The 21,221-nt window shown below is 66.0% G+C and carries 22 protein-coding genes, 1 tRNA gene and 1 pseudogene; 18 read left to right on the forward strand and 6 right to left on the reverse strand.

What is annotated here, in order from left to right; translation table 11 throughout:
* Positions 1-25: 25 nt before the first annotated feature.
* The 14 genes and pseudogenes from obgE to IEW85_RS09615 all read left to right on the forward strand — a co-directional run bounded on the left by obgE (position 26) and on the right by IEW85_RS09615 (position 13,028).
* The gene (gene obgE / locus IEW85_RS09555) at positions 26-1,615 is read left to right on the forward strand and encodes a GTPase ObgE (protein WP_188685084.1); all 1,590 of its coding nucleotides are present in this window, start codon (positions 26-28) and stop codon (positions 1,613-1,615) included.
* Positions 1,612-2,763 carry a glutamate 5-kinase gene (gene proB, locus IEW85_RS09560; RefSeq protein WP_188685086.1) on the forward strand — a complete coding sequence of 384 codons (1,152 nt, stop codon included), beginning with the start codon at positions 1,612-1,614 and terminating at the stop codon, positions 2,761-2,763. The genes obgE and proB overlap by 4 nt, the downstream gene beginning before the upstream one ends.
* Positions 2,764-2,772: 9 nt before the next feature.
* Positions 2,773-4,071: a glutamate-5-semialdehyde dehydrogenase gene (locus IEW85_RS09565; RefSeq protein ID WP_188685088.1), complete on the forward strand. Its 1,299-nt coding sequence runs from the start codon at positions 2,773-2,775 to the stop codon at positions 4,069-4,071.
* Between the two features lie 75 nt (positions 4,072-4,146).
* On the forward strand, positions 4,147-4,332 hold the full coding sequence (locus tag IEW85_RS09570) for a hypothetical protein (RefSeq protein WP_188685091.1): 186 nt from the start codon (positions 4,147-4,149) through the stop codon (positions 4,330-4,332).
* 5 nt (positions 4,333-4,337) lie between these two features.
* Positions 4,338-5,039, forward strand: a complete 702-nt coding sequence (gene nadD / locus IEW85_RS09575; RefSeq protein ID WP_268234669.1) for a nicotinate-nucleotide adenylyltransferase — start codon at positions 4,338-4,340, stop codon at positions 5,037-5,039.
* Positions 5,036-6,262: a hypothetical protein gene (locus IEW85_RS09580; RefSeq protein WP_188685092.1), complete on the forward strand. Its 1,227-nt coding sequence runs from the start codon at positions 5,036-5,038 to the stop codon at positions 6,260-6,262. Before nadD ends, IEW85_RS09580 begins: the two co-directional genes overlap by 4 nt.
* Positions 6,263-6,274: 12 nt before the next feature.
* On the forward strand, positions 6,275-6,655 hold the full coding sequence (gene rsfS / locus IEW85_RS09585) for a ribosome silencing factor (protein WP_188685094.1): 381 nt from the start codon (positions 6,275-6,277) through the stop codon (positions 6,653-6,655).
* Between the two features lie 51 nt (positions 6,656-6,706).
* Positions 6,707-6,779, forward strand: a tRNA-Ala gene (locus IEW85_RS09590).
* Between the two features lie 94 nt (positions 6,780-6,873).
* Positions 6,874-7,836: a ketopantoate reductase family protein gene (locus tag IEW85_RS09595; protein ID WP_188685096.1), complete on the forward strand. Its 963-nt coding sequence runs from the start codon at positions 6,874-6,876 to the stop codon at positions 7,834-7,836.
* Between the two features lie 134 nt (positions 7,837-7,970).
* Positions 7,971-9,563 carry an NAD-dependent epimerase/dehydratase family protein gene (locus IEW85_RS09600; RefSeq protein WP_188685098.1) on the forward strand — a complete coding sequence of 531 codons (1,593 nt, stop codon included), beginning with the start codon at positions 7,971-7,973 and terminating at the stop codon, positions 9,561-9,563.
* A 161-nt stretch (positions 9,564-9,724) separates the two neighbouring features.
* Positions 9,725-10,801: pseudogene (locus tag IEW85_RS09605) on the forward strand (catalase); the annotation flags it as partial.
* A 229-nt stretch (positions 10,802-11,030) separates the two neighbouring features.
* Positions 11,031-11,336, forward strand: coding sequence for a hypothetical protein (locus IEW85_RS14810; RefSeq protein WP_505759481.1), 306 nt, complete (start codon positions 11,031-11,033; stop codon positions 11,334-11,336).
* A 103-nt stretch (positions 11,337-11,439) separates the two neighbouring features.
* A complete protein-coding gene (locus IEW85_RS09610; RefSeq protein ID WP_188685100.1) occupies positions 11,440-12,651 on the forward strand; it encodes a D-arabinono-1,4-lactone oxidase in 1,212 nt (403 codons plus the stop codon).
* Positions 12,648-13,028 (forward strand): sensory rhodopsin transducer, encoded by a 381-nt coding sequence (locus IEW85_RS09615; RefSeq protein ID WP_188685103.1) that lies wholly within the window; start codon positions 12,648-12,650, stop codon positions 13,026-13,028. Before IEW85_RS09610 ends, IEW85_RS09615 begins: the two co-directional genes overlap by 4 nt.
* On the opposite strand, the gene IEW85_RS09620 is transcribed toward IEW85_RS09615, so the two are convergent.
* From IEW85_RS09620 to IEW85_RS09640, 5 genes are all read right to left on the reverse strand, one after another.
* Positions 13,019-13,873 carry an NAD-dependent epimerase/dehydratase family protein gene (locus IEW85_RS09620; RefSeq protein ID WP_188685105.1) on the reverse strand — a complete coding sequence of 285 codons (855 nt, stop codon included), beginning with the start codon at positions 13,871-13,873 and terminating at the stop codon, positions 13,019-13,021. The two genes, IEW85_RS09615 and IEW85_RS09620, sit on opposite strands and share 10 nt — an antisense overlap.
* A 46-nt stretch (positions 13,874-13,919) precedes the next feature.
* Positions 13,920-14,174, reverse strand: a complete 255-nt coding sequence (locus tag IEW85_RS09625) for a DUF7218 family protein (RefSeq protein WP_188685107.1) — start codon at positions 14,172-14,174, stop codon at positions 13,920-13,922.
* A gap of 45 nt (positions 14,175-14,219) precedes the next feature.
* Positions 14,220-15,110, reverse strand: coding sequence for an SDR family oxidoreductase (locus IEW85_RS09630; protein WP_188685109.1), 891 nt, complete (start codon positions 15,108-15,110; stop codon positions 14,220-14,222).
* 18 nt (positions 15,111-15,128) lie between these two features.
* Positions 15,129-16,319: an alcohol dehydrogenase catalytic domain-containing protein gene (locus IEW85_RS09635; protein ID WP_188685111.1), complete on the reverse strand. Its 1,191-nt coding sequence runs from the start codon at positions 16,317-16,319 to the stop codon at positions 15,129-15,131.
* Positions 16,320-16,553: 234 nt separating this feature from the next.
* Positions 16,554-16,976, reverse strand: coding sequence for a DUF3054 domain-containing protein (locus IEW85_RS09640; RefSeq protein ID WP_188685114.1), 423 nt, complete (start codon positions 16,974-16,976; stop codon positions 16,554-16,556).
* A 357-nt stretch (positions 16,977-17,333) separates the two neighbouring features.
* Between IEW85_RS09640 and IEW85_RS09645 the strand changes: the two genes are divergently transcribed.
* From IEW85_RS09645 to IEW85_RS09660, 4 genes are read left to right on the forward strand one after another with little or no spacing between them, the layout of a single operon-like run.
* Positions 17,334-18,173 (forward strand): methyltransferase domain-containing protein, encoded by an 840-nt coding sequence (locus IEW85_RS09645; RefSeq protein ID WP_188685117.1) that lies wholly within the window; start codon positions 17,334-17,336, stop codon positions 18,171-18,173.
* 40 nt (positions 18,174-18,213) lie between these two features.
* The gene (locus IEW85_RS09650; protein WP_188685119.1) at positions 18,214-18,699 is read left to right on the forward strand and encodes an NfeD family protein; all 486 of its coding nucleotides are present in this window, start codon (positions 18,214-18,216) and stop codon (positions 18,697-18,699) included.
* Positions 18,696-19,982: an SPFH domain-containing protein gene (locus tag IEW85_RS09655; protein ID WP_188685121.1), complete on the forward strand. Its 1,287-nt coding sequence runs from the start codon at positions 18,696-18,698 to the stop codon at positions 19,980-19,982. The genes IEW85_RS09650 and IEW85_RS09655 overlap by 4 nt, the downstream gene beginning before the upstream one ends.
* A gap of 56 nt (positions 19,983-20,038) precedes the next feature.
* Positions 20,039-20,386, forward strand: a complete 348-nt coding sequence (locus tag IEW85_RS09660; RefSeq protein WP_188685123.1) for an RNA polymerase-binding protein RbpA — start codon at positions 20,039-20,041, stop codon at positions 20,384-20,386.
* A gap of 70 nt (positions 20,387-20,456) precedes the next feature.
* Here IEW85_RS09660 and IEW85_RS09665 read toward each other — a convergent pair whose 3' ends face one another.
* A complete protein-coding gene (locus tag IEW85_RS09665) occupies positions 20,457-21,212 on the reverse strand; it encodes a polyprenol monophosphomannose synthase (RefSeq protein ID WP_188685125.1) in 756 nt (251 codons plus the stop codon).
* Positions 21,213-21,221 lie beyond the last annotated feature (9 nt).

A 21,221-nucleotide genomic window follows, 5' to 3' on the forward strand; every position in this document is an offset into this window, starting at 1 on the left:
CACACCGGCAGCGAGGAGAGCAGTCATGGCACATTTCGTGGACCGCGTGGTGCTTCACGTGGCCGGCGGCCAGGGAGGCAACGGCTGCGTCTCCGTGCACCGCGAGAAGTTCAAGCCGCTGGGCGGCCCCGACGGCGCCAACGGCGGCGACGGCGGCTCGGTGGAGCTGGTGGTCAGCGCACAGACCACCACGCTGCTCGACTATCACCACCGTCCGCACCGCAGCGCCGAGAACGGGGGAGTGGGCCAAGGCGATCTGCGCCACGGCCATCAGGGCAAGACTCTGGAGCTCCCCGTCCCCGAGGGCACTGTGGTCAAGGACCGTGAGGGCAATGTGCTGGCCGACCTGGTCGGCGTCGGCGCCCGCTTCACCGTGGCCGAAGGTGGTCAGGGCGGACTGGGCAACGCCGCACTGGCCTCGAAGAAGCGCAAAGCCCCCGGCTTCGCCCTGCTGGGCACCCCCGGCGAGGAGCGCGACGTCGTCCTCGAAGTCAAGTCGGTGGCCGATATCGCATTGGTGGGCTTCCCCTCGGCGGGCAAGTCCAGCCTGATCGCTGCGATGAGCGCGGCTCGGCCCAAGATCGCCGACTACCCGTTCACCACTCTGGTGCCCAATCTGGGCGTGGTGGAGGCGGGGGAGACGCGCTTCACCGTGGCCGATGTCCCCGGGCTCATCCCCGGCGCCGCCCAGGGCAGGGGGCTCGGTCACGAGTTCCTGCGCCATGTGGAGCGCTGCGCCGCCTTGGTCCACGTCCTGGACTGTGCCTCCCTGGAGACCGACCGTGATCCCATCGGCGACCTGGAGGCCATCGAGGCCGAGCTCGCCGCCTATGATCCGGATTCCATCGAGGGCACCGGCGGATCCTCCGATGACTCCGCGAACGCCGTGCCGCTCAACGAGCGCCCCCGCCTGGTGGCGCTGAACAAGACCGATCTGCAGGACGGCGCCGAGATGGCGGAGATGGTCCGCAGCGAGCTCGAGTTCCGCGGCTACCGGGTCTTCGACATCTCCGCGCTGAACCGCGAGGGCCTGCGGGCTCTGGGCTTCGCCATGGCTGAGCTGGTGGACGAGGCCCGCGCCCAGCGTGAGGTCGAGGTCGCACCGGTGCAGGTCACCGTGCGTCCCAAGGCGGTGAACCAGAAGAGCTTCACCGTGACCCCCGAGGAGCAGAACGGGGAGCCGCTGTGGCGCGTCCGCGGCGCCAAGCCGGAGCGCTGGATCCAGCAGACCGACTTCCACAACGACGAGGCCGTGGGCTACCTGGCCGACCGTCTGGCGAAGATCGGCATCGAGGACGAGCTCTTCGCCCGGGGCGCCAAGCCCGGCGATGCGGTGCTGATCGGCTCGGACAGGGACGGCGTCGTCTTCGAATGGGAGCCCACTATGGCCGCTGGTGCCGAGCACCTGGCCGGACCGCGCGGCACCGATCTGCGCTTCGAGGAGAACCACCGGCCCACGCGTGAGCAGAAGCGCCAGGAGCAGCTGGACCGGCGTGCCGCCAAGGCCGCCACCCGCGCTGAGATGGACGCTCAGTATCAGGCCGAGCAGAGCTATGAGGACGAGGGAGAGACACAGGTGCAATACATCCGGCCCGACGCCGAGGACGAGCGATGAGCACGCCCCGGCTGACCCAGTCGGTGATCTCTTCGCGCCAGGACATCTCCCAGGCCCGTCGCCTGGTCATCAAAGTGGGGTCCTCCTCGCTGACCACGCTGGACGGCGGGATCTCCGTGGCGGCGCTGAACGCGCTGGTCGATGACCTGCAGATCCTGCAGAGCCGGGGGACGGAGATCGTGTTGGTCTCCTCCGGCGCCATCGCCGCCGGCCTGGCCCCGCTGGGGCTGAGCACCCGGCCGCATGACCTGGCCACCCAGCAGGCGGCCGCCGCTGTGGGCCAGGGCCTGCTGCTCTCGCACTACTCCAGGGCCTTCTCCACCTACCGCAGCACGGTGTCCCAGGTGCTGCTGACCGTGGAGGACCTGATCCGGCGCACCCAGTACACCAACGCGCTGCGCGCCCTGGAGAAGCTGCTGAGCCTGGGTGCGGTGCCGGTGGTCAACGAGAACGACGCCGTGGCCACCCATGAGATCCGCTTCGGCGACAACGATCGCCTGGCCGCACTGACCGCCAATCTGATCCGCGCCGACGGCCTGGTGCTGCTCTCCGATGTGGATGCGCTCTACGACGGCCCTCCGGATGAGGGCGGCCGCCCGGTCGCCACCGTCACCGGTGATGAGGATCTGGAAGGCGTCACCCTGGGACGGCGCGGCAAGGCCGGCGTCGGCACCGGGGGCATGGTCACCAAGGTGGAGGCCGCGCGGATCACCGCCACCAACGGCATCCCCGCCATGTTGACCTCTGCCGCACAGGCCGGCGCGCTCTTCCGCGGGGAAGAGGTGGGCACCTACTTCCAGGCCCAAGGCCGACGCCGCGGGGCCCGGTCGGCCTGGCTGGCGCATCTGGCCAATGTGAAGGGCCGGCTCATCATCGATGAGGGAGCAGTCCGCGCAGTGGTCCGGGACCGCCGCTCCCTGCTGCCTGCCGGCATCACCGGACTCACCGGGGACTTCGAGGCCTCGGATCCGGTGGAGATCGCAGATCCGGGCGGAACCGTGCGGGCCCGCGGGCTCACCGCCTTCTCCTCCGAGGAGCTTCCCCAGATGCTCGGGCGCGGCACTGCTGAGCTCGGCCGCAGCCTGGGCGATGACTATGAGCGCCCGGTCATCCACACCGACGACCTGGTGCGCGTCCAGCAGAGTTAGGGTAGGAATATGGCAGAGATCGCAGAAGACATCCGCACCGTCTCCGACCGGGCCCGTTCCGCCTCTCGGGCGCTGAACCGCCTGGACCGGGAGCGGAAGGACCGGACGCTGGCCGCAGTGGCCTCGGGGCTGCGCGAGTCGGTCTCGGCCCTGATGACAGCCAATCGGGAGGACCTGGACCGTGGGCGCGAATCCGGCCTCAGCCGTGCTCTGCTGGACCGTCTGGCCCTGGACGAGCAGCGCATCGAGAAGCTGGCCGAGGCCGTGGAGGAGATCATCGCACTGGATGACCCCATCGGTCGCGTCATCCAGGGACGCACTCTGCCCAACGGTCTGCGGCTGACCCAGACCAGCGTTCCGCTGGGTGTGCTGGGCGTCATCTATGAGGCCCGGCCCAACGTGACCGTGGACATCGCCGCCCTGGCGCTGAAGTCGGGAAACGCAGCCATCCTGCGCGGAGGCTCCGCGGCCCAGAGCACCAACGAGATGCTGCTGGCCATCATTCGTGAGGCCCTGCACAGCACTGCCGCTCCGGTGGACGCGGTGCAGTCCATCGACTCCTACGGACGCGAGGGCGCCACGGAGCTGATGACTCAGCGCGGCTCCGTGGATGTGCTCATCCCGCGCGGCGGCCGTGACCTCATCCAGCATGTGGTGCAGAACGCCCGTGTCCCCGTCATCGAGACCGGCGAGGGCAATGTGCACCTCTTCATCGATGCCACCGCAGATCCGGAGAAGGCCCGGGAGATCGCGCTCAACGCGAAGACCCACCGGCCCAGCGTCTGCAACACCGCCGAGACGCTGCTGATCCACTCCCAGGCGGAAGAGGCAGGCCGCGAGGTGCTGCGCTGCCTCCACCGGGCCGGGGTGAACCTGCACCTGGACCCGCGCGCCAAGGAGTGGCTGCCTGCGGAGGAGCCGGAGGACCCGGCCAAGGACCAGCAGTTCGGGACCATCTCGGAGGTCACCGAGGAGGACTTCGCCACCGAGTACATGGACCTGGAGATCGCTGTCGGCATTGTGGAGTCGCTCGATGAGGCCATGGAGCACATCTCCCGCTGGAGCACCGGGCACACCGAGGCCATCGTGACCGATTCGGTATCCAACGCCGACCGCTTCGTCACCGAGATCGACGCCGCCGCCGTGATCGTCAACGCCTCCACACGCTTCACCGACGGCGGCCAGTTCGGCCTGGGCGCCGAGGTCGGGATCTCCACCCAGAAGACCCACGCCCGTGGGCCGATGGGCATGGGCGAGCTGACCACCACCAAATGGGTGGTGCGCGGTGAGGGCCAGACCCGCGCCTGAGATGCGTCCGAGGCTCTTTCCCGTAGACTTGTCCCAAGAAACTTCACCGTCTTCGACATCTGATAAGGGAGAGGCATGCTGAATCTGCCGTTCGCCACGATGCTGCTGGGTTCTGAGATGTACCAGGACACTGAGCTCTTCATGCCGGCCAAGTGGTTCGGCATCATCATGTTCATCCTCCTGGTGATGATGCTCCTGGTCACTGTCGCCTTCGCCAATAAGGGCAAGGAGCTGCCGGCCCGCGCTCACGAGGATCACTGAATCACTTGGCTCAGAAGTCCCCGCGCCGCCTGGGCATCATGGGCGGAACCTTCGACCCCATCCACCACGGCCACCTCGTGGCCGCGAGTGAGGTCGCCGCTGAGTTCCGGCTCGACGAAGTGATCTTCGTGCCCACCGGTGAACCCTGGCAGAAGGCGTCCCGCAGCGTCACCGCGGCCGAGCATCGGTATCTGCTCACCGTGATCGCAACGGCCTCGAATCCACGTTTCACCGTGTCCAGGGTGGATATCGATCGTGGAGGCCCCACCTACACGATCGACACGCTGCGCGACTTCCGCAGGATGTACCCGCAGGCGGAGCTGTTCTTCATCACAGGCGCCGATGCCATGGCTCAGATCATGTCCTGGAAGAACGTGGATGAGTTGTGGGAGCTGGCGCACTTCGTTTCGGTGACCCGTCCGGGCTATGTCTCCCAGGACTTCGGGCGCACCGAGCAGATCTCGCTGATGGAGATCCCCGCCATGGCCATCTCCTCCACGGACTGCCGTCAGCGCGTGGAGGACGGCAAGCCGGTCTGGTACCTGGTGCCCGACGGCGTCGTGCAGTACATCAACAAGCATCGGCTCTACCAGTCGGATTCGGCCACACGCGGCTTCGGTGACGCCGGCCCCGCTCTGGGCATGCATACGATGGAGCAGACAGACGAATCACGGACCCTTCACAGTCCGGAGGAGGCCACATCATGAGCGCAGATACCACCGAGCAGGATGGCGGCGGGGGAGAGGATCTCCGCGCCCGGTATCTGCCCGTCTCCCGCAAAGAGCTGCGCCGGCGCCGCGAGGCCGAGCTGGCCGCTGAGGATGAGACTGCTGAGGGCGAGGCTCCGGAGGATGCCGCTGACGAGGATCAGGAGCACTCCGACGACGCCGAGCAGGGTGCCGTCAAGCTTCCGCCTCCGCCGGAGGACCGGACCGATGCCGAGATCCCGGCCATCACCGATGAGGACGCGGCTGAGGACGAGGAGTCTGAGGAGTCAGCCGTTGAGGAGGGTGTGGATGAGGATTCCCTCCTCCAGGATGAGGCCGCTGAGGATACGGCTGAGACAGTCGAGGACGAGACCGTCCTGGATGAGGAGGAAGACTCCGAGCAGCAGGCTTCTGCCGAGGACCTCTCCGATGACGTGGCCGAGCCCCCCGATGAGCAGACCTCCCTCCTCGATGCGGTGAGGATCGAATCCGAGGGCGAGGAGTCCGAGGAGACGCAGGACGCCGCAGAGAGGGTACTGGCCGATTCCGAGCCGGTGGACGCTGAGGAGCAGGACGGGCAGAAGGCCGCCGAGGCCGATCAGGACCTCGCAGCGGATCCCGACGACGTCGTGGACCTCGAGGGTGAGGATGACCCTGACCTCGTCGAGGACCTGGACGACCCGGACGATGAGGAGGCCCCCGTTCCGGCCTCTCGCCGTGCCCGCCGGCTGCTGCGTGAGACCGACTCCCTCGATGTGCTCGACGATGACAAGCTGCGCGAGCTCGAGGAGCTCAACCAGCAGGTCGCCGAGGATGACGACCCGCACCGTGTGGACCCCGAGCTGCTGAAGAAGCAGCAGGCCATGGCCGCGATGGCCATGCAGGCCAACCAGGAGCGTCTGCGCAAGGAGCAGGAGGAGCGCGAAGACGCTGAGCGCGAGGAGCGTCGCCGCAAGCGTCGCCAGCGTCCTGAGTCCGAGGTCATCACCCGCAAGGCGTTGCGCGCTCATGCCGAGTCCGATCAGGATGCGGACGAGGATCCCCTGGCCACCGGTGAGATCGAGCCTGTCCAGGCTCGCGGTGCCCACGGTCTGGAGCTGGACGAGATCGTCGAACACTCCTCGCGCCAGGCGAACCGTCAGAGCATGCTGCTCTGGTTGGTGATCATTCTCGCAGTGCTGTTGGCGGTCGCTGTGGGCATCATCCTCTTCGTCGTGATCTAAGCTGGAGAGGACATGGCTATCTCACAGACTGTTCTCGCAGAGCTCCGGACCGCAGCTGCGGCCGCATCCGACAAACTTGCCACCGATATCGTCGGCCTGGACGTGGGGGAGCGCATCGGAATCACCGATGCCTTCCTCATCTGCTCTGCGCCCTCGGACCGGCAGATCAACGCGATCGTGGACGCCATCGAAGTCCAGCTGAAGCAGGAGCACGCCTCCGCTCCACTGCGTCGTGAGGGCCGTGACTCCGGCACCTGGGTGCTCCTGGACTACGGTCATATGGTGATCCACGTCCAGCATGAGGAGGAGCGGACCCTCTACGGACTGGACCGTCTCTACGCAGATGTGGATCGTGTCGACCTCGATTTGCATGATGCTTCAGAGGTGGATTAGAGTATAAGGGTTGCCGCGGAGGGATCCGGGGAAACGGAGAGAAAAGAATACGGGGCATTGGCGCAGCTGGTAGCGCGTCTGTATGGCATACAGAAGGTCATCGGTTCGAGTCCGATATGCTCCACAGAGCAGCGAAGGTCCGATCCAACAATGGGTCGGACCTTCGTCGTCTGCGCAGAATTCTCCACACGGATTCTCCGCCGTGATGTACTGGCACCATGCGGATTCTGATCTACGGCGCAGGAGCCATGGGCCTCTATCTCAGCGCCCGGCTCTCACAGGCAGGACACAGCGTCTCCCTCAAGGCACGCGGCGCACCTCTGGAGCGGGCCGAGTCCGGAGTCCCCATCACCGTGACCAATGGGGACGAGTCTCAGCAGATCAGCGGTGTGAAGGTGATCGCCGAGCTGGACCCCGACTCCGAGACCTATGATCTGGCGGTCATCACCACAAAGGCCTGGCAGGTGGCCGAGGCCGCCGCCGAGACGGCCCCCGTGCTGGGAGAGGAGGGGCGGCTGCTGACCATCCAGAACGGAGTCGACGCTCCCGCCCAGGCGGCACAGCATGTACCGGCGGACCGCGTCCTGGCCGGCACCGCAGTGGTCATCACCGAACGCACCGGACCGCTGGCCGTGGCTCTGACCGGCGCGGAGGCGCATCTGGTGCTGGGCCCCTGGGAGCCCTCCGCCGATCAGAGTGACGCGGGGGTGTACGCCCAGCAGCTGACCACGGCACTGCGCCGGGCGGGCATCCTGGCCCAGCGGAACGAGGACATCCTCACCGCCGTGTGGAAGAAGCTGGCCCTGGTGGCCTCCTACGGGGGAGTCGGCGCCCTCTCCGGCGCGCCGGTGGGCATCACCCGTGCCGTCCCGCAGACCAAGGCGCTGGTCCGCAACGCGATGCTCGAGGTCTTCAACGTGGGCAACACCCGGGGTGCCACCCTCCAGGAGCAGGATCTGGAGGACCTGATGGGCACCTACACCCAGAAGTTCGGGGAATCCACCACAGCCTCTCTGCAGCGCGACCTGGCCGCAGGCCGTCCCTCTGAGCTGCGGGAACAGATCGGAGCAGTGGTGGCCCACGCACGCGAACTCGGCGTGGACGTCCCCATCTTCGAGACCATCTACGCCTCGCAGCTGCCCCGTGAGCTGCAGGCCCGCGCCGCCGTCGCGCAGTCCTGACCGTCCTGCCCCCTGACGCCCGGTCAGGCGCCCCTCAGGCGGGCGACCCTTGAGCACCTGAGCACCCCTGTGATGGTCTGTGACCCACGAGGTCGAGAGTTCTGCGATGAGTGCTTGAAAGGAAGTGAGGGTCTATGCGCGTCGCCGTCGTCGGTGCCACCGGAAATCTCGGCACCGCTGTGCTGAAGCGGCTTCAGTCTGCCCAGGAGATCAGCTCTGTGCTGGGGATCGCCCGCAGACTTCCCGACGCCGACGCCGCCCCCTACAGCGGTGCGGAATGGCTCAGCGCCGACATCCAGTTCGAGGAGTCCCGCGCCGCCCTGGCCGAGGCTTTCGCCGAGGTCGATTCGGTGATCCACCTGGCCTGGCTCATCCAGCCCAATACGGAGCGTGATCTGCTGCGCAGGGTCAATGTGGAGGGGACCCGTCATGTGTTGGAGGCCGCCGAGAAGGCTGGCGTCGCACATATCGCAGTGGCCTCCTCCGTGGGCGCCTATTCGCCGGTGGCCGATGATCGGCCGCGCAGCGAGGACTGGCCCACTGAGGGGATCCCGACTTCCCACTACAGTGTGGACAAAGCAGCCCAGGAACGGATCCTGGACGAATTCTCCCGCGCTCACCCGCAGATCGCGCTGGCACGTCTGCGGCCCGGACTGATCTTCCAGGGCTCGGCCGGAGCGGAGATCCAACGCTACTTCGCCGGTCGCTGGGCCCCGGTGCAGGTGCTCAGCTCCTTCCGCCCGCCTGTGCTGCCGCTTCCGCAGGGCATGCGTGTCCAGGCGGTGCATGCTGATGATGTGGCCGAGGCCTTCCTCCGCGCTGTGGTCCGCAGAGCCCATGGTGCCTTCAACATCTGTGCCGATGACCTTCTGACCGGCCAGTTGATCGCTGAGACGATCGGGCGGGGACGCAGCATCGGCGTCCCAGGCTCCGCCTTACGTCCGCTGCTGCGCGCGGCCCATCGGGCCGGCGTCGTGCCGATGGACGAGGGCTGGCTGGATATGGCTCACCGAGTGCCCGTCATGGACAGCTCCCGGGCGGCCCGAGAGCTGGAATGGACTCCGCACAGGACAGCTGCCCAGGCCCTGGAGGAGCTGGTCCTCGGCATGGCAGCGGGGGAGGGGACCGGTTCAGCGCCGTTGAGGCCGCGCAGCGCCCATCCGGCCCATGCCGATCAGCTGCCCTGGCCGGAGAACCGTCTGCCGGAGCGAGTGGACGCTCTGCTGCTGCGTCAGTACATGGCCGATCATCTGGCCGGAGCCACCGCTGGGCTGGACCGGATCAGCATGATGGCCGAAAGCTTCGAGGACACCCCGATCTACCCGCAGGTCTCCGCTGTGGCCGAGACCATCCGCTCCGAACATGCCTTCCTGCAGGAGCTGATGAAGCGGCAGGGCTTCCCGCGTCCGTCGCTCTCGGCCGCCCTGACCTGGACAGGGGAGAAGCTGGGGCGGCTCAAGCCCAATGCCCGCGGCCCCTTCGGCCGGTCACCGCTGCGCATGGTCCTGGAGGCGGAGCTGATGATCGCAGCAGTGACGGGCAAGATGCACGGCTGGAAGACCATGGAGCAGCATGCCGAGGCACTGGGCGTGGCACCCGCCGTCTTCCAGGAGCTGGCAGAGGCGGCCCAGCAGCAGCGCGAGACGCTGGACGAGGTGCACAGCTACGCAGCAGAGCGGGCCTTCCGCCGGGACGAGGAGACCTTCGAGCCCCAGCGACAGAGCTGAGCAGCCGCTGCCAGGACGGCAGAAGACCTCTCGTCACTGCGGACCAGCGTTGTTACTCTCGGAAATGTCCACCCCAAGCGGAAAGGAACGTGTTTAAGTTGGCAAGCAACGAACAGATCCTGACCACCCGGCAGGGACATCCTGTCCAGTACAACCAGAACATGCGCACCATCGGGTCCCGCGGTCCGGCGACCCTGGAGAACTATCACTTCCTCGAGAAGATCTCCCACTTCGACCGTGAGCGCATCCCGGAGCGCGTGGTCCATGCCCGCGGCTTCGTGGCCTACGGCGAGTTCGAGGCCACCGGAAAGATCGGGCATGAGCCGGCGTCGAAGTACACCCGAGCGCGGATCTTCTCCGAGGCCGGCAAAAGGACGCCGCTGGCCATCCGATTCTCCACGGTGATCGGCGGCCGCGACTCCTCCGAGGGGGCCCGCGACCCGCGCGGCTTCGCCGTGAAGTTCTACACCGAGGACGGCAACTGGGACCTGGTCGGCAACAACCTCGCTGTGTTCTTCATCCGCGACGCCATCAAGTTCCCCGACGTCATCCATTCGCTGAAGCCGGACCCGATCTCCTTCCGCCAGGAGCCGGCGCGGATCCTTGACTTCATGTCGCAGACGCCGGAGTCCATGCATATGCTGACCCACCTGTTCAGCCCGCGCGGCATCCCCGCCACCTACCGCCATATGGAGGGGTTCGGGGTCAACACCTACAAGATGGTCAACGCTGAGGGTGACACGGTGCTGGTGAAGTACCACTGGCATCCGCGCGCCGGTGTGGCCTCGCTGTCCGCTGATGAGGCTGCCAAGGTGCAGGGCCAGGACACCGGCCACGCCACGCGTGACCTGTTCGACGCCATCGAGCGCGGGGAGTACCCGCAGTGGGACTTCTACGTGCAGATCATGGAGGACCACGACCATGCCGAGCTGGACTGGGACCCGCTGGACGACACCAAGATCTGGCCGGAGGATCAGTTCCCGCTGCACCATGTGGGCACGATGACGCTGAACCGGAATGTGGATGACCACCATAATGAGAACGAGCAGATCGCCATGGGCACCGGCGTGCTGGTGGACGGCCTGGACTTCTCCGATGACAAGATGCTGGTGGGCCGTACGTTCAGCTACTCGGACACCCAGCGCTACCGCGTGGGACCGAACTACCTGCAGCTGCCGGTGAACTCGCCCAAGGGGCTGAAGGGTGGTCCCAACACCCACCAGCGCGGCGGCCTGATGTCCTTCGGCACGGACCTGGCGCCGGGGCAGAACCCGCACGTGAACTATGAGCCCTCCATCACCGGGGGACTCGAGGAGGCGGAGAAGAAGCCCAACACTCCGCCAGAGATCAACGGACAGCTCGGCCCGGCCGACCTGGAGCGCACCAACGACTATCTGCACGGCCGTGGGCGGGTACTGCACGATGAACGACTGGGAGCGCGACCATCTGGTGGCGGAGCTGGGCGGCATGATCCAGGAGGCCGCCCCGCAGGTCCAGGAGCGCTTCCTGTGGCACCTGTTCATGATCCACGACGACTACGGCAGTCGTGTGGGCGAGTACATCGGCAAGACGGCGGAGGATGTGAGGCATCTTCAGCCGCTTCCCACGCAGAGCTTCACCGATGAGGAGAAGAAACGCCTGGAGAACCTGGGCAGCAACGGCGATGTGCTGGACAAGTCCCAGTGGGGCGACTGGACCTCCTCGGTGGTGAACCACCAGGTCACCGCCGAGCAGGTCCTGGAGGGTCTCGGATCGCTGGAATACACGCGCTGAACAGACTCAGCCACCTGAACACCCAGCGGCGGCAGAGAGGATCGGTCTTCTCTGCCGCCGCTGTCCTCCCGAAGAGAACCGACCTGTTGGAGACGAGGTGCCGATGGCGCAGAGCAGCGTGGAGAACTGGTCCGGGAGCATCAGCTTCACCCCACAGAAGCTGAAGCGGCCGGCCTCCGAACGTGAGGTGGTCCGCCTGGTCCGGCAGGCCCGACGTCGAGGCAGGGGAGTGCGGCCGATCGGTTCAGGACACTCCTCCACACCGCTGATGAGCACAGAGGACGTGCTGGTCTCGCTGGACCGGATGGTCGGCGTCGTGGAGGCCGAGCCCCAGCAGGGCTGGGCCAGGGTTCTTCCCGGCACGGGGCTGCGCGATCTCGGCGCGGAGCTGGAGCGGCACGGTCTGGCCATGGAGAACCTGGGCGATGTGGACTATCAGGCCATCGCCGGAGCCCTGTGCACGGCCACCCACGGCAGCGGAATCAGTCTGGGGAACCTGTCCTCCACGATGATCGGCGGTCGGCTGGTCACCGGCGAGGGCAAGGTGGTCAGCTTCGGCGTGGACGCCGGCCGGGATGAGTCGGACCCGCTGCTGCGCGCCGCTCAGGTCTCCCTGGGCGCTCTGGGCATCCTGACCTCGGTGACGCTGCGTCTGGAGGAGGCCCATGCGCTGCACCGGCAGAACTGGATGACCCATATCGACTGGGTGCTGGAGAACTTCGAGGAGCTGGTCCGCAGCAATCGCAGCGTGGACTTCTACTGGTATCCGCGCAGCGATATGGCTCAGGTCAGGATGCTCAACAAGCCGGGGGATGAGCCGGACCTGGTGCCGCCGGGTGAGCTGAAGGAGGATCTCATCGGGCCCAACTATGAGGTCATCCCGAACGACCGGCATCTGAAGTTCGAAGAGATGGAGTACATGCTGCCCATGGACACCTCGCTGGAGGCCTTCCGGGAGGTCAGGGAGCGGATCCGCAGCGTGCACCGGGCGCGGGTGGGCTGGCGTGTGCTGGTCCGGACCATCGCACCCGATGAGGCGATGATCTCCACTGCGCAGCGCCGGGAGACGCTGACTGTCGCGCTGCTGCAGAACAATACGCTGTCCTTCGCCGAGTACTTCGACGATCTGGAGCCGCTGTTCCGCCGCTTCCGCGGGCGTCCGCACTGGGGCAAGAAGCATTCGCTGAAGGCGCCGCAGCTGCGCATGCTCTATCCGGAGTGGACGCAGTTCCAAGACATCCGCCGCTCGGTGGACCCCGATGACATCTTCATGAACGACTATCTGCGCGAACTCTTCGGCGAGGAGGAGAGATGAGAGGCACTGCTCTGGGACGCACCACTTGGGTGTTCTCCGCGGGATTCGCACCCAGCGACAGCACAGGCCATGAGCCCGAGTTCACCTCGAGGAACACTCTGTGCCTGCTCAACACCGCAGAGACGCAGGCCTGTGTGAACCTCACCTTCTACTACGACGACGCCGACCCCGTGGGCCCCTATGAGGTCCTGGTGGAGGCCCAGCGGGTCAAGCACCAGCGGATCAACGATCTGATCGATCCGCAGGCTGTCCTGCTGGACACCGCCTACGGCCTGGTGATCACCTCAGATGAACCTGTGGTCGCGCAGCTGTACTACCTGGACACACGCGGGGGAGAGCTGGCGGTGAGCCATCTGAACCCGCTGCCTCACCGCTGAGAGTGTTGCTCGTCCAGAAGGCTGGCGTAGCCCTCGCGGAAGCTGGGCCATCGCAGCGGTCGGCTCTCTGAGAGGCCGTTTCGGAACCGATCCAGCTCTGCGGTCTCGATGCGCTTGCCGCGGGGCCTGCCGTCGCCGCTGTCCGGCGGAACAGGCACTGAGAGACGCTCGGCGATGAAGCCCGCCACCTCTCCCTGAGGAGTGGGGGAGCCGTCGGCAGCATGCAACAATTGCGGCGGCTGTGCAGCAGCCACCAGGTCCGCCACGAGGTCGGCGAGGTCATCCCGGTGGATCCGATTGGTCATCTGAGAGTGATCCAGCGGGTCACCGCGCCTGATCCGTTCGATGGTGCGACGGCGTCCCGGCCCATAGATCCCGGCCGGGCGGAGGACGATGAGGTCCTCGAAGATCTCGCGGGCATCCTGCTCGGCGGCCAGAAGCATCTCTGCCGTCGGCGTGGCCGGTGCCGGCGGAGTCTGTTCCGTGACGGATTGCCCGTCATAGGGCCCGATCACGCTGGTGGAGGAGACGAAGATCAGCCGGGGCTGATGATCGCCCAGAAGCCGGCCGAGTCCCTGCAGGCCTCTGCGATAGGTCCTCTCATAGTCGGCGGCACTGCGACCGTCGGCAGTCAGCGCCACCACCACGGCATCCGGGGTGAGCTGTTCGGCGCTCAGCTGCTGCTGCACCTCCGGTCGGGTCAGGTCCATGGGGATCATGCGGAAGGCAGAGGAGGAAGCGGGGCTGCGCCGCAGTCCGGTGACCTGCCAGCCGCGGTCGTGCAGACGAAGGCCGGCTGCGGTTCCAAGGTCTCCGCAGCCGGCCATGAGCGCATATGAGGTCATCTGCCCATCATCTCATCGCCTGGTGTCTCCTGACGGGGCGACAAGGTCAGTGACGACGCAGCGCGGCGATGAGTTCGTCCTTGTTCATATCGGAGTAGCCCGTGATGCCCAGCTCCTTGGCCCGGTCCTTGAGCTGCTCGACTGTGCGGTGCTCGAAGTTCTCCGCCTGCCCGCCCTTCTCACCCTGGGCGCTGAGACCCTCATCGGCGGCCGAGTTGGCGATACGCGCGGCTTTCTCCTTGGAGCTTCCCTCCTCGCGCAGCTTCTCGTAGAGCTCCTTATCCTTCACCGAGTCGGCCATGGTCTCCTCCTTCCACGTGTGTCTCTGGGGGGCGTGCACCTGGGCTCAGAAGCCCTTGCCCCCGGTGACCGGGATGACCGAGCCGGAGACATAGGAGGCCTCCTCGCTGGCCAGGTATACATAGGCGCCGGCCAGCTCGGCCGGCTGACCGGGCCGACCCAGAGGAGTGTCCTGCCCGAACTGCTCCACGGCCTCCTCGCCGAAGCCGGTAGCCGGTATCAGCGGGGTCCAGATCGGTCCCGGGGCCACCCCGTTGACGCGGATCCCCATCTCTGCGAGCTCAGCGGCGATGGATTCGATGAAGGCCACCTGCGCAGCCTTGGTCATGGCGTAGTCGAAGAGCGGAGGCTTGGGCCCCACGGCCTGGATCGAGGTGGTGACGATGATGGATGCACCGGGCTGCAGATGAGGCACTGCCGCCTTGGCGAAGGCGATATGCGCCACCAGGTTGGTGTCGAAGACCTTTTTGACTTCGTCGATGTCCGTCTCATCGATCCCGGTGCGCGCCTTCTGGTAGGCCGCGTTCAGGATCAGGACGTCCAGCCCTCCCAGGTCGGCCAGGGCGTCGGAGACCAGATGCTCTGCGGCGCCGGGCTCCAGGATGTCCTGCGGGTAGAGGAAGGCCTGCCGTCCTGCCTCGCGGATCAGAGCCGCCGTGGATTCGGCGTCCTCCTGCTCCTCGGGCAGATAGTTGATGGCCACATCGGCACCTTCGCGGGCGAAGGCTATGGCCACTGCTCGCCCGATGCCGGAGTCGCCACCGGTGATCAGCGTCTTCCGGCCTTCCAGCCGGCCGTGGCCCACCCAGGTCTTCTCACCGTGATCGGGCGAGGGCTCGGTCTCCGAGGTCAGACCGGGCTGGCCGATGTCCTCATGGGCGGGCATCTCCTCGGAGCGGTGCTTGCTGCGGGGGTCCTGCTGGGTCTGCTCAGTCATGCTCAAACTCCTTCGGGTTCAGGACTGCTGGGGCTTCAGGACGACCTTGATGCAGCCGTCCTCCTTCTTCTGGAACGTCTCATAGGCACCAGGCGCATCATCCAGCGGCAGCGTGTGGGTGACGAAGTCCTCCAGACCGAGCGGGTCGGCGTCGTCCTCCACCAGCGGCAGGATCTGGTCCACCCAGCGCTTCACATTGGCCTGGCCCTGGCGCACGGTGATCTGCTTGTCGAAGAGCGTCAGCAGCGGCAGGGGAGAGGCCTGTCCACCATAGACTCCCGAGAGGCTGATGGTGCCCCCGCGGCGGACCAGCTCGATGGAGGAGTACAGCGCGGCCAGGCGGTCCATGCCCACGGTCTGCATCATCGACTGGCCCAGCTTCTCCGGTACGTACTGGGCAGAGAGCTGCGCGAACTTTGCCATCAGGCCCTGGGCTCCGCCGTGGGCCTCCATGCCCACCGCGTCCACCACGGCGTCGGGGCCGCGACCCTGGGTCACCTCGCGGATGGTCTCCACAGAGTCATCAGAGAGGTCATAGGTCTCCACGCCGTGGCGGGCGGCCATGTCACGCCGTTCCTTCTCCGGCTCGATGGCATAGACCTTCATGCCCTGGTGGGCGGCGATGCGGGCCACGAACTGGCCGATGGGACCCAGGCCCATGACCGCCAGCGAGTCACCATCGGAGACTCCGGCATAAGCTACGCCCTGCCAGGCGGTGGGCAACACGTCGGAGAGGAAGAGATAGCGGTGGTCCTCCAGCTCCTCGGACACTTTGATGGGCCCGTAGTCGGCGTGGGGCACCCGCAGGTATTCGGCCTGGCCACCGGGGATCTGACCGTAGAGCGTGGAGTAGCCGAAGAGCGGTGCGCCCATCCCGGTCTCGGTGACCTGAGTGGTCTCACATTGGGTCTGGAGGCCCTTGTCGCAGAAGAAGCAGCGGCCGCAGGCGATCTGGAAGGGGATCACCACACGATCACCCTTCGTCAGGTTCGTCTCCGGGCCTGCCTCGACCACGCGGCCCATGGGTTCATGTCCGACGATGTCTCCGGGCTCCATGAACGGGCCCATGACCTCATAGAGGTGCAGGTCCGAGCCGCAGATCGCGCTGGACGTGACCTCGATGATGGCGTCGTCGGGCTTCTGGACGGTCGGATCCGGGACCGTCTCTACAGACATCGTGTGCGGACCCTGCCATGTGACTGCTCGCATGTGCTGCCTCCTTGACTGATCGTAGTGCTGATCTGGGCGGAGGCGACGAGGGGACACCCGTCACGGGTTCATGTACCTTGCCATCCCTTCATCACCCTTGGTGGGGCCACACTAATGGGATCTTCCTGGAAATACACTGGTCATCGGCCCGTTCATCGCCTTGAATTCAGAGAGCCTTCAATCTCACGTCAATACATGATTGAATATTCATGACCAAAAGAACATTCAATGATGTCAGGCGGCGGGGGAGCCTCGGCGGAAGAGCCCGGTCAGCACTCGACGGCCCAGTAGGAACACCGCCAGTACGCCGGTGGCCACGAGCACGAAGGACAGCTCGACGCCGCCGTCGGTGAAGATGACACGCAGGGCCATGCCGAGAACCACAGTCCCGATCACCACGAAGACTCCGTTGGGCCAGATCCTGCTGGGGTTGCCCCAGGAGAAGGCGAGGAACCAGCTGAGGACCAGGCCGCCCAGGAAAGGACCCGCAGTGCTGGCGACCTCAGCCAGGCTCAGGCCCGAGTCGTGCGAGCGATTGCCCAGCATCGCGAAGATGATCACCAGGACTGCATCGAAGAGCAGACACACTGCAGAATGCAGCGGAGCGTCGGAGCGGTTGGAGATCTCTTGGCGGTGCTGCGGGGAGTGGGAGCTCATGCCTTCAGTCTAGGAGAGACTGACCCCCAGAGCTGTAAGTTGACATAATATAGATTATCGGTGAATACGTGATGATCTGCGGATCCGCGCCACGGAGAGCCTTCAGTGCCGTTCTGAGCGCCCATCAGGAATCGCTTCATGCGTCATCGTTCAGAGGATGGCGCACAGCGGATTCTGCACAGTGCGCTGCACAGAGGTTCTTTCTGCTCGCCGCACTCCGCTGACTGTGCGCTGTTCTGTGCGCGACTCGGCATGTGACTGCGTTTCTGTCCGCGACTGATGAATGTCTCTCCGCGATGCGCCGAGAACGCTCCTCCTGCAGATCTGCTCGCGCGCCGCCGGGATAGTCTGGACGTGATGAACGATCTCTGGCCTCTCAGCTGCCCACACTGCTCCGCCTCACTGTCTCTGATCACCGAGGATGATCGCCTGCACGGCCTGGACTGCTCCTCCGGTCATCACTTCACGGCCGCCAAGCAGGGTTATGTCAACCTATTGGTGGGCAGAGGGTCTTCCTCCACTCCGGACACCCCAGAGATGATCATGGCGCGGGAACGCGTCCAGCAGGCCGGCCTCTTCGATCTGGTGACGCGGAAGCTCACCGCACTGCGGGATGAGCACGCCCCTGAGGCTTCCACGCTCCTCGACGCTGGCACTGGAACCGGCCACTATCTGCACGAGATGCTCAGTGAGCACCCTGAGCTGCGCGGCATCGGCCTGGACCTCTCCAGTGCGGGCCTCAAGCGCGCCGCCAAGCATGAGCGCACTCTCGCCCTGGCGTGGGATCTGTGGACACCACTCCCCCTGAAGGACCACAGCGTGGACGTGGTGCTCAACGTCTTCGCCCCACGGAACCCGGAGGAATATGCCCGCGTGCTGCGCACCTGCGGCGCCGTCGTCGTCGTGACTCCGCGCAGCGGGCACCTGGCCGAGCTGGCGGAAGTCGGACTGCTCAACCAGCAGGAGGATAAGCACGAGAGCCTGCTGGCGCAGATGCGCCCAGTCTTCGGGGAGCCGACAGTCCGGACCGAGGTGACCTGCACACTGCCCGTGGAGGACGAGGAGGCAGCCGACCTGGTGATGATGGGACCAGCCGGACATCACCGCGGCCGTAGGGACGTGCTGACGGCCGTAGAGGAACAGGAGATCTGGTCGGTCACCGTGGACGTGGATATGACGGTCTGGTCAGCCCCATGAGAACCTCGACGCCGCGCCGCCACGCCGATAGGGTGAATGCATGATCGAATGGTTCGGCGACAATCTGTGGGCCGCCTGGCTGACGCTGACCTTCGCGCTGCTGCTCGTCGAGATCTTCATGCTCGACCTGCTGTTCCTCATGCTGGCAGCGGGCGCAGGCGCAGCCACCACAGTCGCCCTGGCCGGTGGCCCCCCATGGCTGCAGGTCGTATCCGGATCTGCCACCGCTCTGCTCATGCTCGGTGCCGTGCGCCCGGTGGCTCTGAAGCATCTGAAGAAGGCTCCGGAGGATCAGCTGACCAATGTGGACCGCATGGAAGGTCTCGAGGCGGTCGCCCTGGAACCCATCACGGAGGCCTCCGGCCTGGCCGAGGTGGACGGTGACACCTGGACCGCCCGTGCGGCCGGCGACTTCCGGATCGAACCCGGGGCAACAGCCCTCGTGGACTCCGTCGAAGGTGCCACGGTCTATCTCAAGCCGGCCCTCGGCATCGAATGGAATGAAGAAGGAACGGTGAATCCATGAACGTAGCAATCGTCGTCGTTCTGCTGGCCCTGATCGCCTTTGTGGTGGCGATCCTGGTCAACAGCGTCAAAATCGTCCCGCAGGCCCGTGCAGGCATCATCGAGCGCCTCGGCAAGTACCAGCGCACTCAGGGGCCTGGGCTGACCCTGCTGGTGCCCTTCATCGACCGGCTCCTGCCCGTGCTGGATATGCGTGAGCAGGTCGTCTCCTTCCCGCCCCAGCCGGTGATCACCGAGGACAACCTGGTGGTCTCCATCGATACGGTGGTCTATTTTCAGATCACTGATCCCAAAGCGGCTTCCTATGAGATCCAGAACTACATCGTGGCCGTGGAGCAGCTGACCACCACCACCCTGCGCAATGTGGTCGGCGGAATGAATCTTGAGCAGGCGCTGACCTCCCGCGATCAGATCAACTCTATGCTTCGCGGTGAGCTGGACAAGGTCACCGGACGCTGGGGCATCCGCGTGGCCCGAGTGGAGCTCAAGGCCATCGACCCGCCGCACAGCATCCAGGACTCCATGGAGCAGCAGATGCGTGCTGAGCGCGACCGCCGCGCCGCCATCCTCACCGCAGAGGGAACCAAGCAGTCGGCCATCCTCACCGCAGAGGGTGAACGTCAGGCCGCGATCCTCGCCGCAGAGGGTGAGGCCCAGGCACGCATCCTCGCCGCGAACGCGGAGGCCCAGGCCATCGAGACCGTGTTCACCGCGGTCCACGACTCCGAGCCCGGCCCGGAGCTTCTCTCCTACCAGTACCTGCAGACCTTGCCGGAGATCGCCAAGTCCGATTCCAACACTATGTGGGTCATCCCCGGCGAGTTCGGCGAGGCGCTCAAGAGCCTCTCCGGGGCCTTCGGCGGCGACGCCGCCCCCAACCAGGACGGCCTGAGCTTCGAGGAGCGCGAGAAGGAGCGCGCCGCCCGCGCCGAGCGCCTGAAGCAGCGCCGTGAGGAGAAGGCCGAGGAGGCACGGGAGCGCAAGGGCAAGCCGGCGATCTCCAATGCCATCGCCGATCTGGCCGAGTCCGCCCGGACCACCTCAGTCACCGACGACAACCCCAGCTACGTCAGCTCGGAGGAGCTCGAGGAGGCCGCCCGCAAGGCCGAGGCCGGCCAGAAGGGAACCCAGGCTGAGCAGTCCGCCGCAGAGTCTCCCGCCTGGCAGGAGCCGGAAGAGCTCCAGCAGCCCTACTCCCCCGAACAGCAGGGCCAACAGGGCTTCGGTCAGCAGCCTCAGCAGGGCCAGTGGCAGAATCCCCCGCAGCAGGGGAATAATTCCTGAGCGTTCTTCTGTTGTAGATCGAGAAGAATACTGTCCCGAGAGCTGGAGGAAGAGCTATGAGCGATCGCAGTCTGCGCGGTATGCGCCTGGGTGCGCAGTCGATGGAGACCGAGCAGGGTGTGGAGCCGGCTCCGCGTCAGGACGTGGAGTATGTCTGCGAGGACGGCGAGAAGATCGTCGTCACCTTCTCCGCCGACGCCGAGATCCCTGCCACGTGGACCTCTCCCACGGGCAAGGAAGGTGTCCTGGTGGACGGCTCCAAGCCCGATGCGACTCCGGATAAGCCGGTCCGCACCCACTGGGACATGCTGCTGGAACGCCGCTCCGAGGAGGAGCTCGAGCAGATCCTCGAGGATCGCCTGAAGATCCTGCGTGAGCGCCGCGGCGAGAAGGTGAATGCCTGAACGGCTCCCTCGACGCATAGAAGAGGCCCCTGTCGATCATCGACGGGGGCCTCTTCTATGCGCGCTGCCTCTATGCTTTCGACGCGGAGTTCAACCGGGAGCCGAACCGCCTCGCCAGGGTCCTGCCCCGGGCGCTCAAGCCCCATCTTGTCACGTTGGCCATGGCCTCCACCACGATGTCCGAGCTCATCTTGGAGGCACCCAGAGTCCGCTCCACGAAGGTGATCGGCACTTCGGCGATGGTCTTGCGCTGACGGGCCACGCGGAAGGTCATATCCACCTGGAAGCCGTAGCCCACCGACTCGATGCTGCTCAGGTCGATGTCTTCGAGCGTGCTGCGGCGGAAGGCGCGGTAGCCGGCGGTGATGTCACGGACCTTCAGTCCCAGCAGAGTGCGGGAATACAGGCTGCCGGCCCGCGAGATCAGCTTGCGGTGGAGTGGCCAGTTCACGACAGAGCCGCCGGGCACCCAACGGGAGCCGATAACCAGATCGGCCTCGTCCACTGCCGCCAGCAGAGACGGAAGCTGCTCGGGCTGGTGCGAGCCGTCGGCGTCGAGCTCCACGAACACGTCGTAGTCACGCTCCAGGCCCCAGCCGAATCCGGCGATGTAGGCGCCGCCCAGACCGTCCTTCTGCGTGCGGTGCAGGACATGGATCTGTGGATCCGAGGAGCGCATCTCCTCAGCGAGACCACCGGTGCCGTCAGGGCTGTTGTCGTCGACGATCAGGACGTCGGACTCCGGGACGGCTGCGCGGAGCCGCTCCACGGTGATCGGCAACGCCTCGATCTCGTCATAGGTGGGGATGATCGTCAGAGTCTTCACGGGTGACTT

The organism is Nesterenkonia cremea, assembly GCF_014642675.1.
Lineage (GTDB): Bacteria > Actinomycetota > Actinomycetes > Actinomycetales > Micrococcaceae > Nesterenkonia > Nesterenkonia cremea.

What these genes read in the sequence shown, in the direction of transcription:
- obgE (WP_188685084.1), top strand. Translation starts at nt 26, where the DNA reads ATGGCACATTTCGTGGACCGCGTGGTGCTTCACGTGGCCGGCGGCCAG.
- proB (WP_188685086.1), top strand. Translation starts at nt 1,612, where the DNA reads ATGAGCACGCCCCGGCTGACCCAGTCGGTGATCTCTTCGCGCCAGGAC.
- IEW85_RS09565 (WP_188685088.1), top strand. Translation starts at nt 2,773, where the DNA reads ATGGCAGAGATCGCAGAAGACATCCGCACCGTCTCCGACCGGGCCCGT.
- IEW85_RS09570 (WP_188685091.1), top strand. Translation starts at nt 4,147, where the DNA reads ATGCTGAATCTGCCGTTCGCCACGATGCTGCTGGGTTCTGAGATGTAC.
- IEW85_RS09580 (WP_188685092.1), top strand. Translation starts at nt 5,036, where the DNA reads ATGAGCGCAGATACCACCGAGCAGGATGGCGGCGGGGGAGAGGATCTC.
- rsfS (WP_188685094.1), top strand. Translation starts at nt 6,275, where the DNA reads ATGGCTATCTCACAGACTGTTCTCGCAGAGCTCCGGACCGCAGCTGCG.
- IEW85_RS09595 (WP_188685096.1), top strand. Translation starts at nt 6,874, where the DNA reads ATGCGGATTCTGATCTACGGCGCAGGAGCCATGGGCCTCTATCTCAGC.
- IEW85_RS09600 (WP_188685098.1), top strand. Translation starts at nt 7,971, where the DNA reads ATGCGCGTCGCCGTCGTCGGTGCCACCGGAAATCTCGGCACCGCTGTG.
- IEW85_RS14810 (WP_505759481.1), top strand. Translation starts at nt 11,031, where the DNA reads ATGATCCAGGAGGCCGCCCCGCAGGTCCAGGAGCGCTTCCTGTGGCAC.
- IEW85_RS09610 (WP_188685100.1), top strand. Translation starts at nt 11,440, where the DNA reads ATGGCGCAGAGCAGCGTGGAGAACTGGTCCGGGAGCATCAGCTTCACC.
- IEW85_RS09615 (WP_188685103.1), top strand. Translation starts at nt 12,648, where the DNA reads ATGAGAGGCACTGCTCTGGGACGCACCACTTGGGTGTTCTCCGCGGGA.
- IEW85_RS09620 (WP_188685105.1), bottom strand. Translation starts at nt 13,873, where the DNA reads ATGACCTCATATGCGCTCATGGCCGGCTGCGGAGACCTTGGAACCGCA.
- IEW85_RS09625 (WP_188685107.1), bottom strand. Translation starts at nt 14,174, where the DNA reads ATGGCCGACTCGGTGAAGGATAAGGAGCTCTACGAGAAGCTGCGCGAG.
- IEW85_RS09630 (WP_188685109.1), bottom strand. Translation starts at nt 15,110, where the DNA reads ATGACTGAGCAGACCCAGCAGGACCCCCGCAGCAAGCACCGCTCCGAG.
- IEW85_RS09635 (WP_188685111.1), bottom strand. Translation starts at nt 16,319, where the DNA reads ATGCGAGCAGTCACATGGCAGGGTCCGCACACGATGTCTGTAGAGACG.
- IEW85_RS09640 (WP_188685114.1), bottom strand. Translation starts at nt 16,976, where the DNA reads ATGAGCTCCCACTCCCCGCAGCACCGCCAAGAGATCTCCAACCGCTCC.
- IEW85_RS09645 (WP_188685117.1), top strand. Translation starts at nt 17,334, where the DNA reads ATGAACGATCTCTGGCCTCTCAGCTGCCCACACTGCTCCGCCTCACTG.
- IEW85_RS09650 (WP_188685119.1), top strand. Translation starts at nt 18,214, where the DNA reads ATGATCGAATGGTTCGGCGACAATCTGTGGGCCGCCTGGCTGACGCTG.
- IEW85_RS09655 (WP_188685121.1), top strand. Translation starts at nt 18,696, where the DNA reads ATGAACGTAGCAATCGTCGTCGTTCTGCTGGCCCTGATCGCCTTTGTG.
- IEW85_RS09660 (WP_188685123.1), top strand. Translation starts at nt 20,039, where the DNA reads ATGAGCGATCGCAGTCTGCGCGGTATGCGCCTGGGTGCGCAGTCGATG.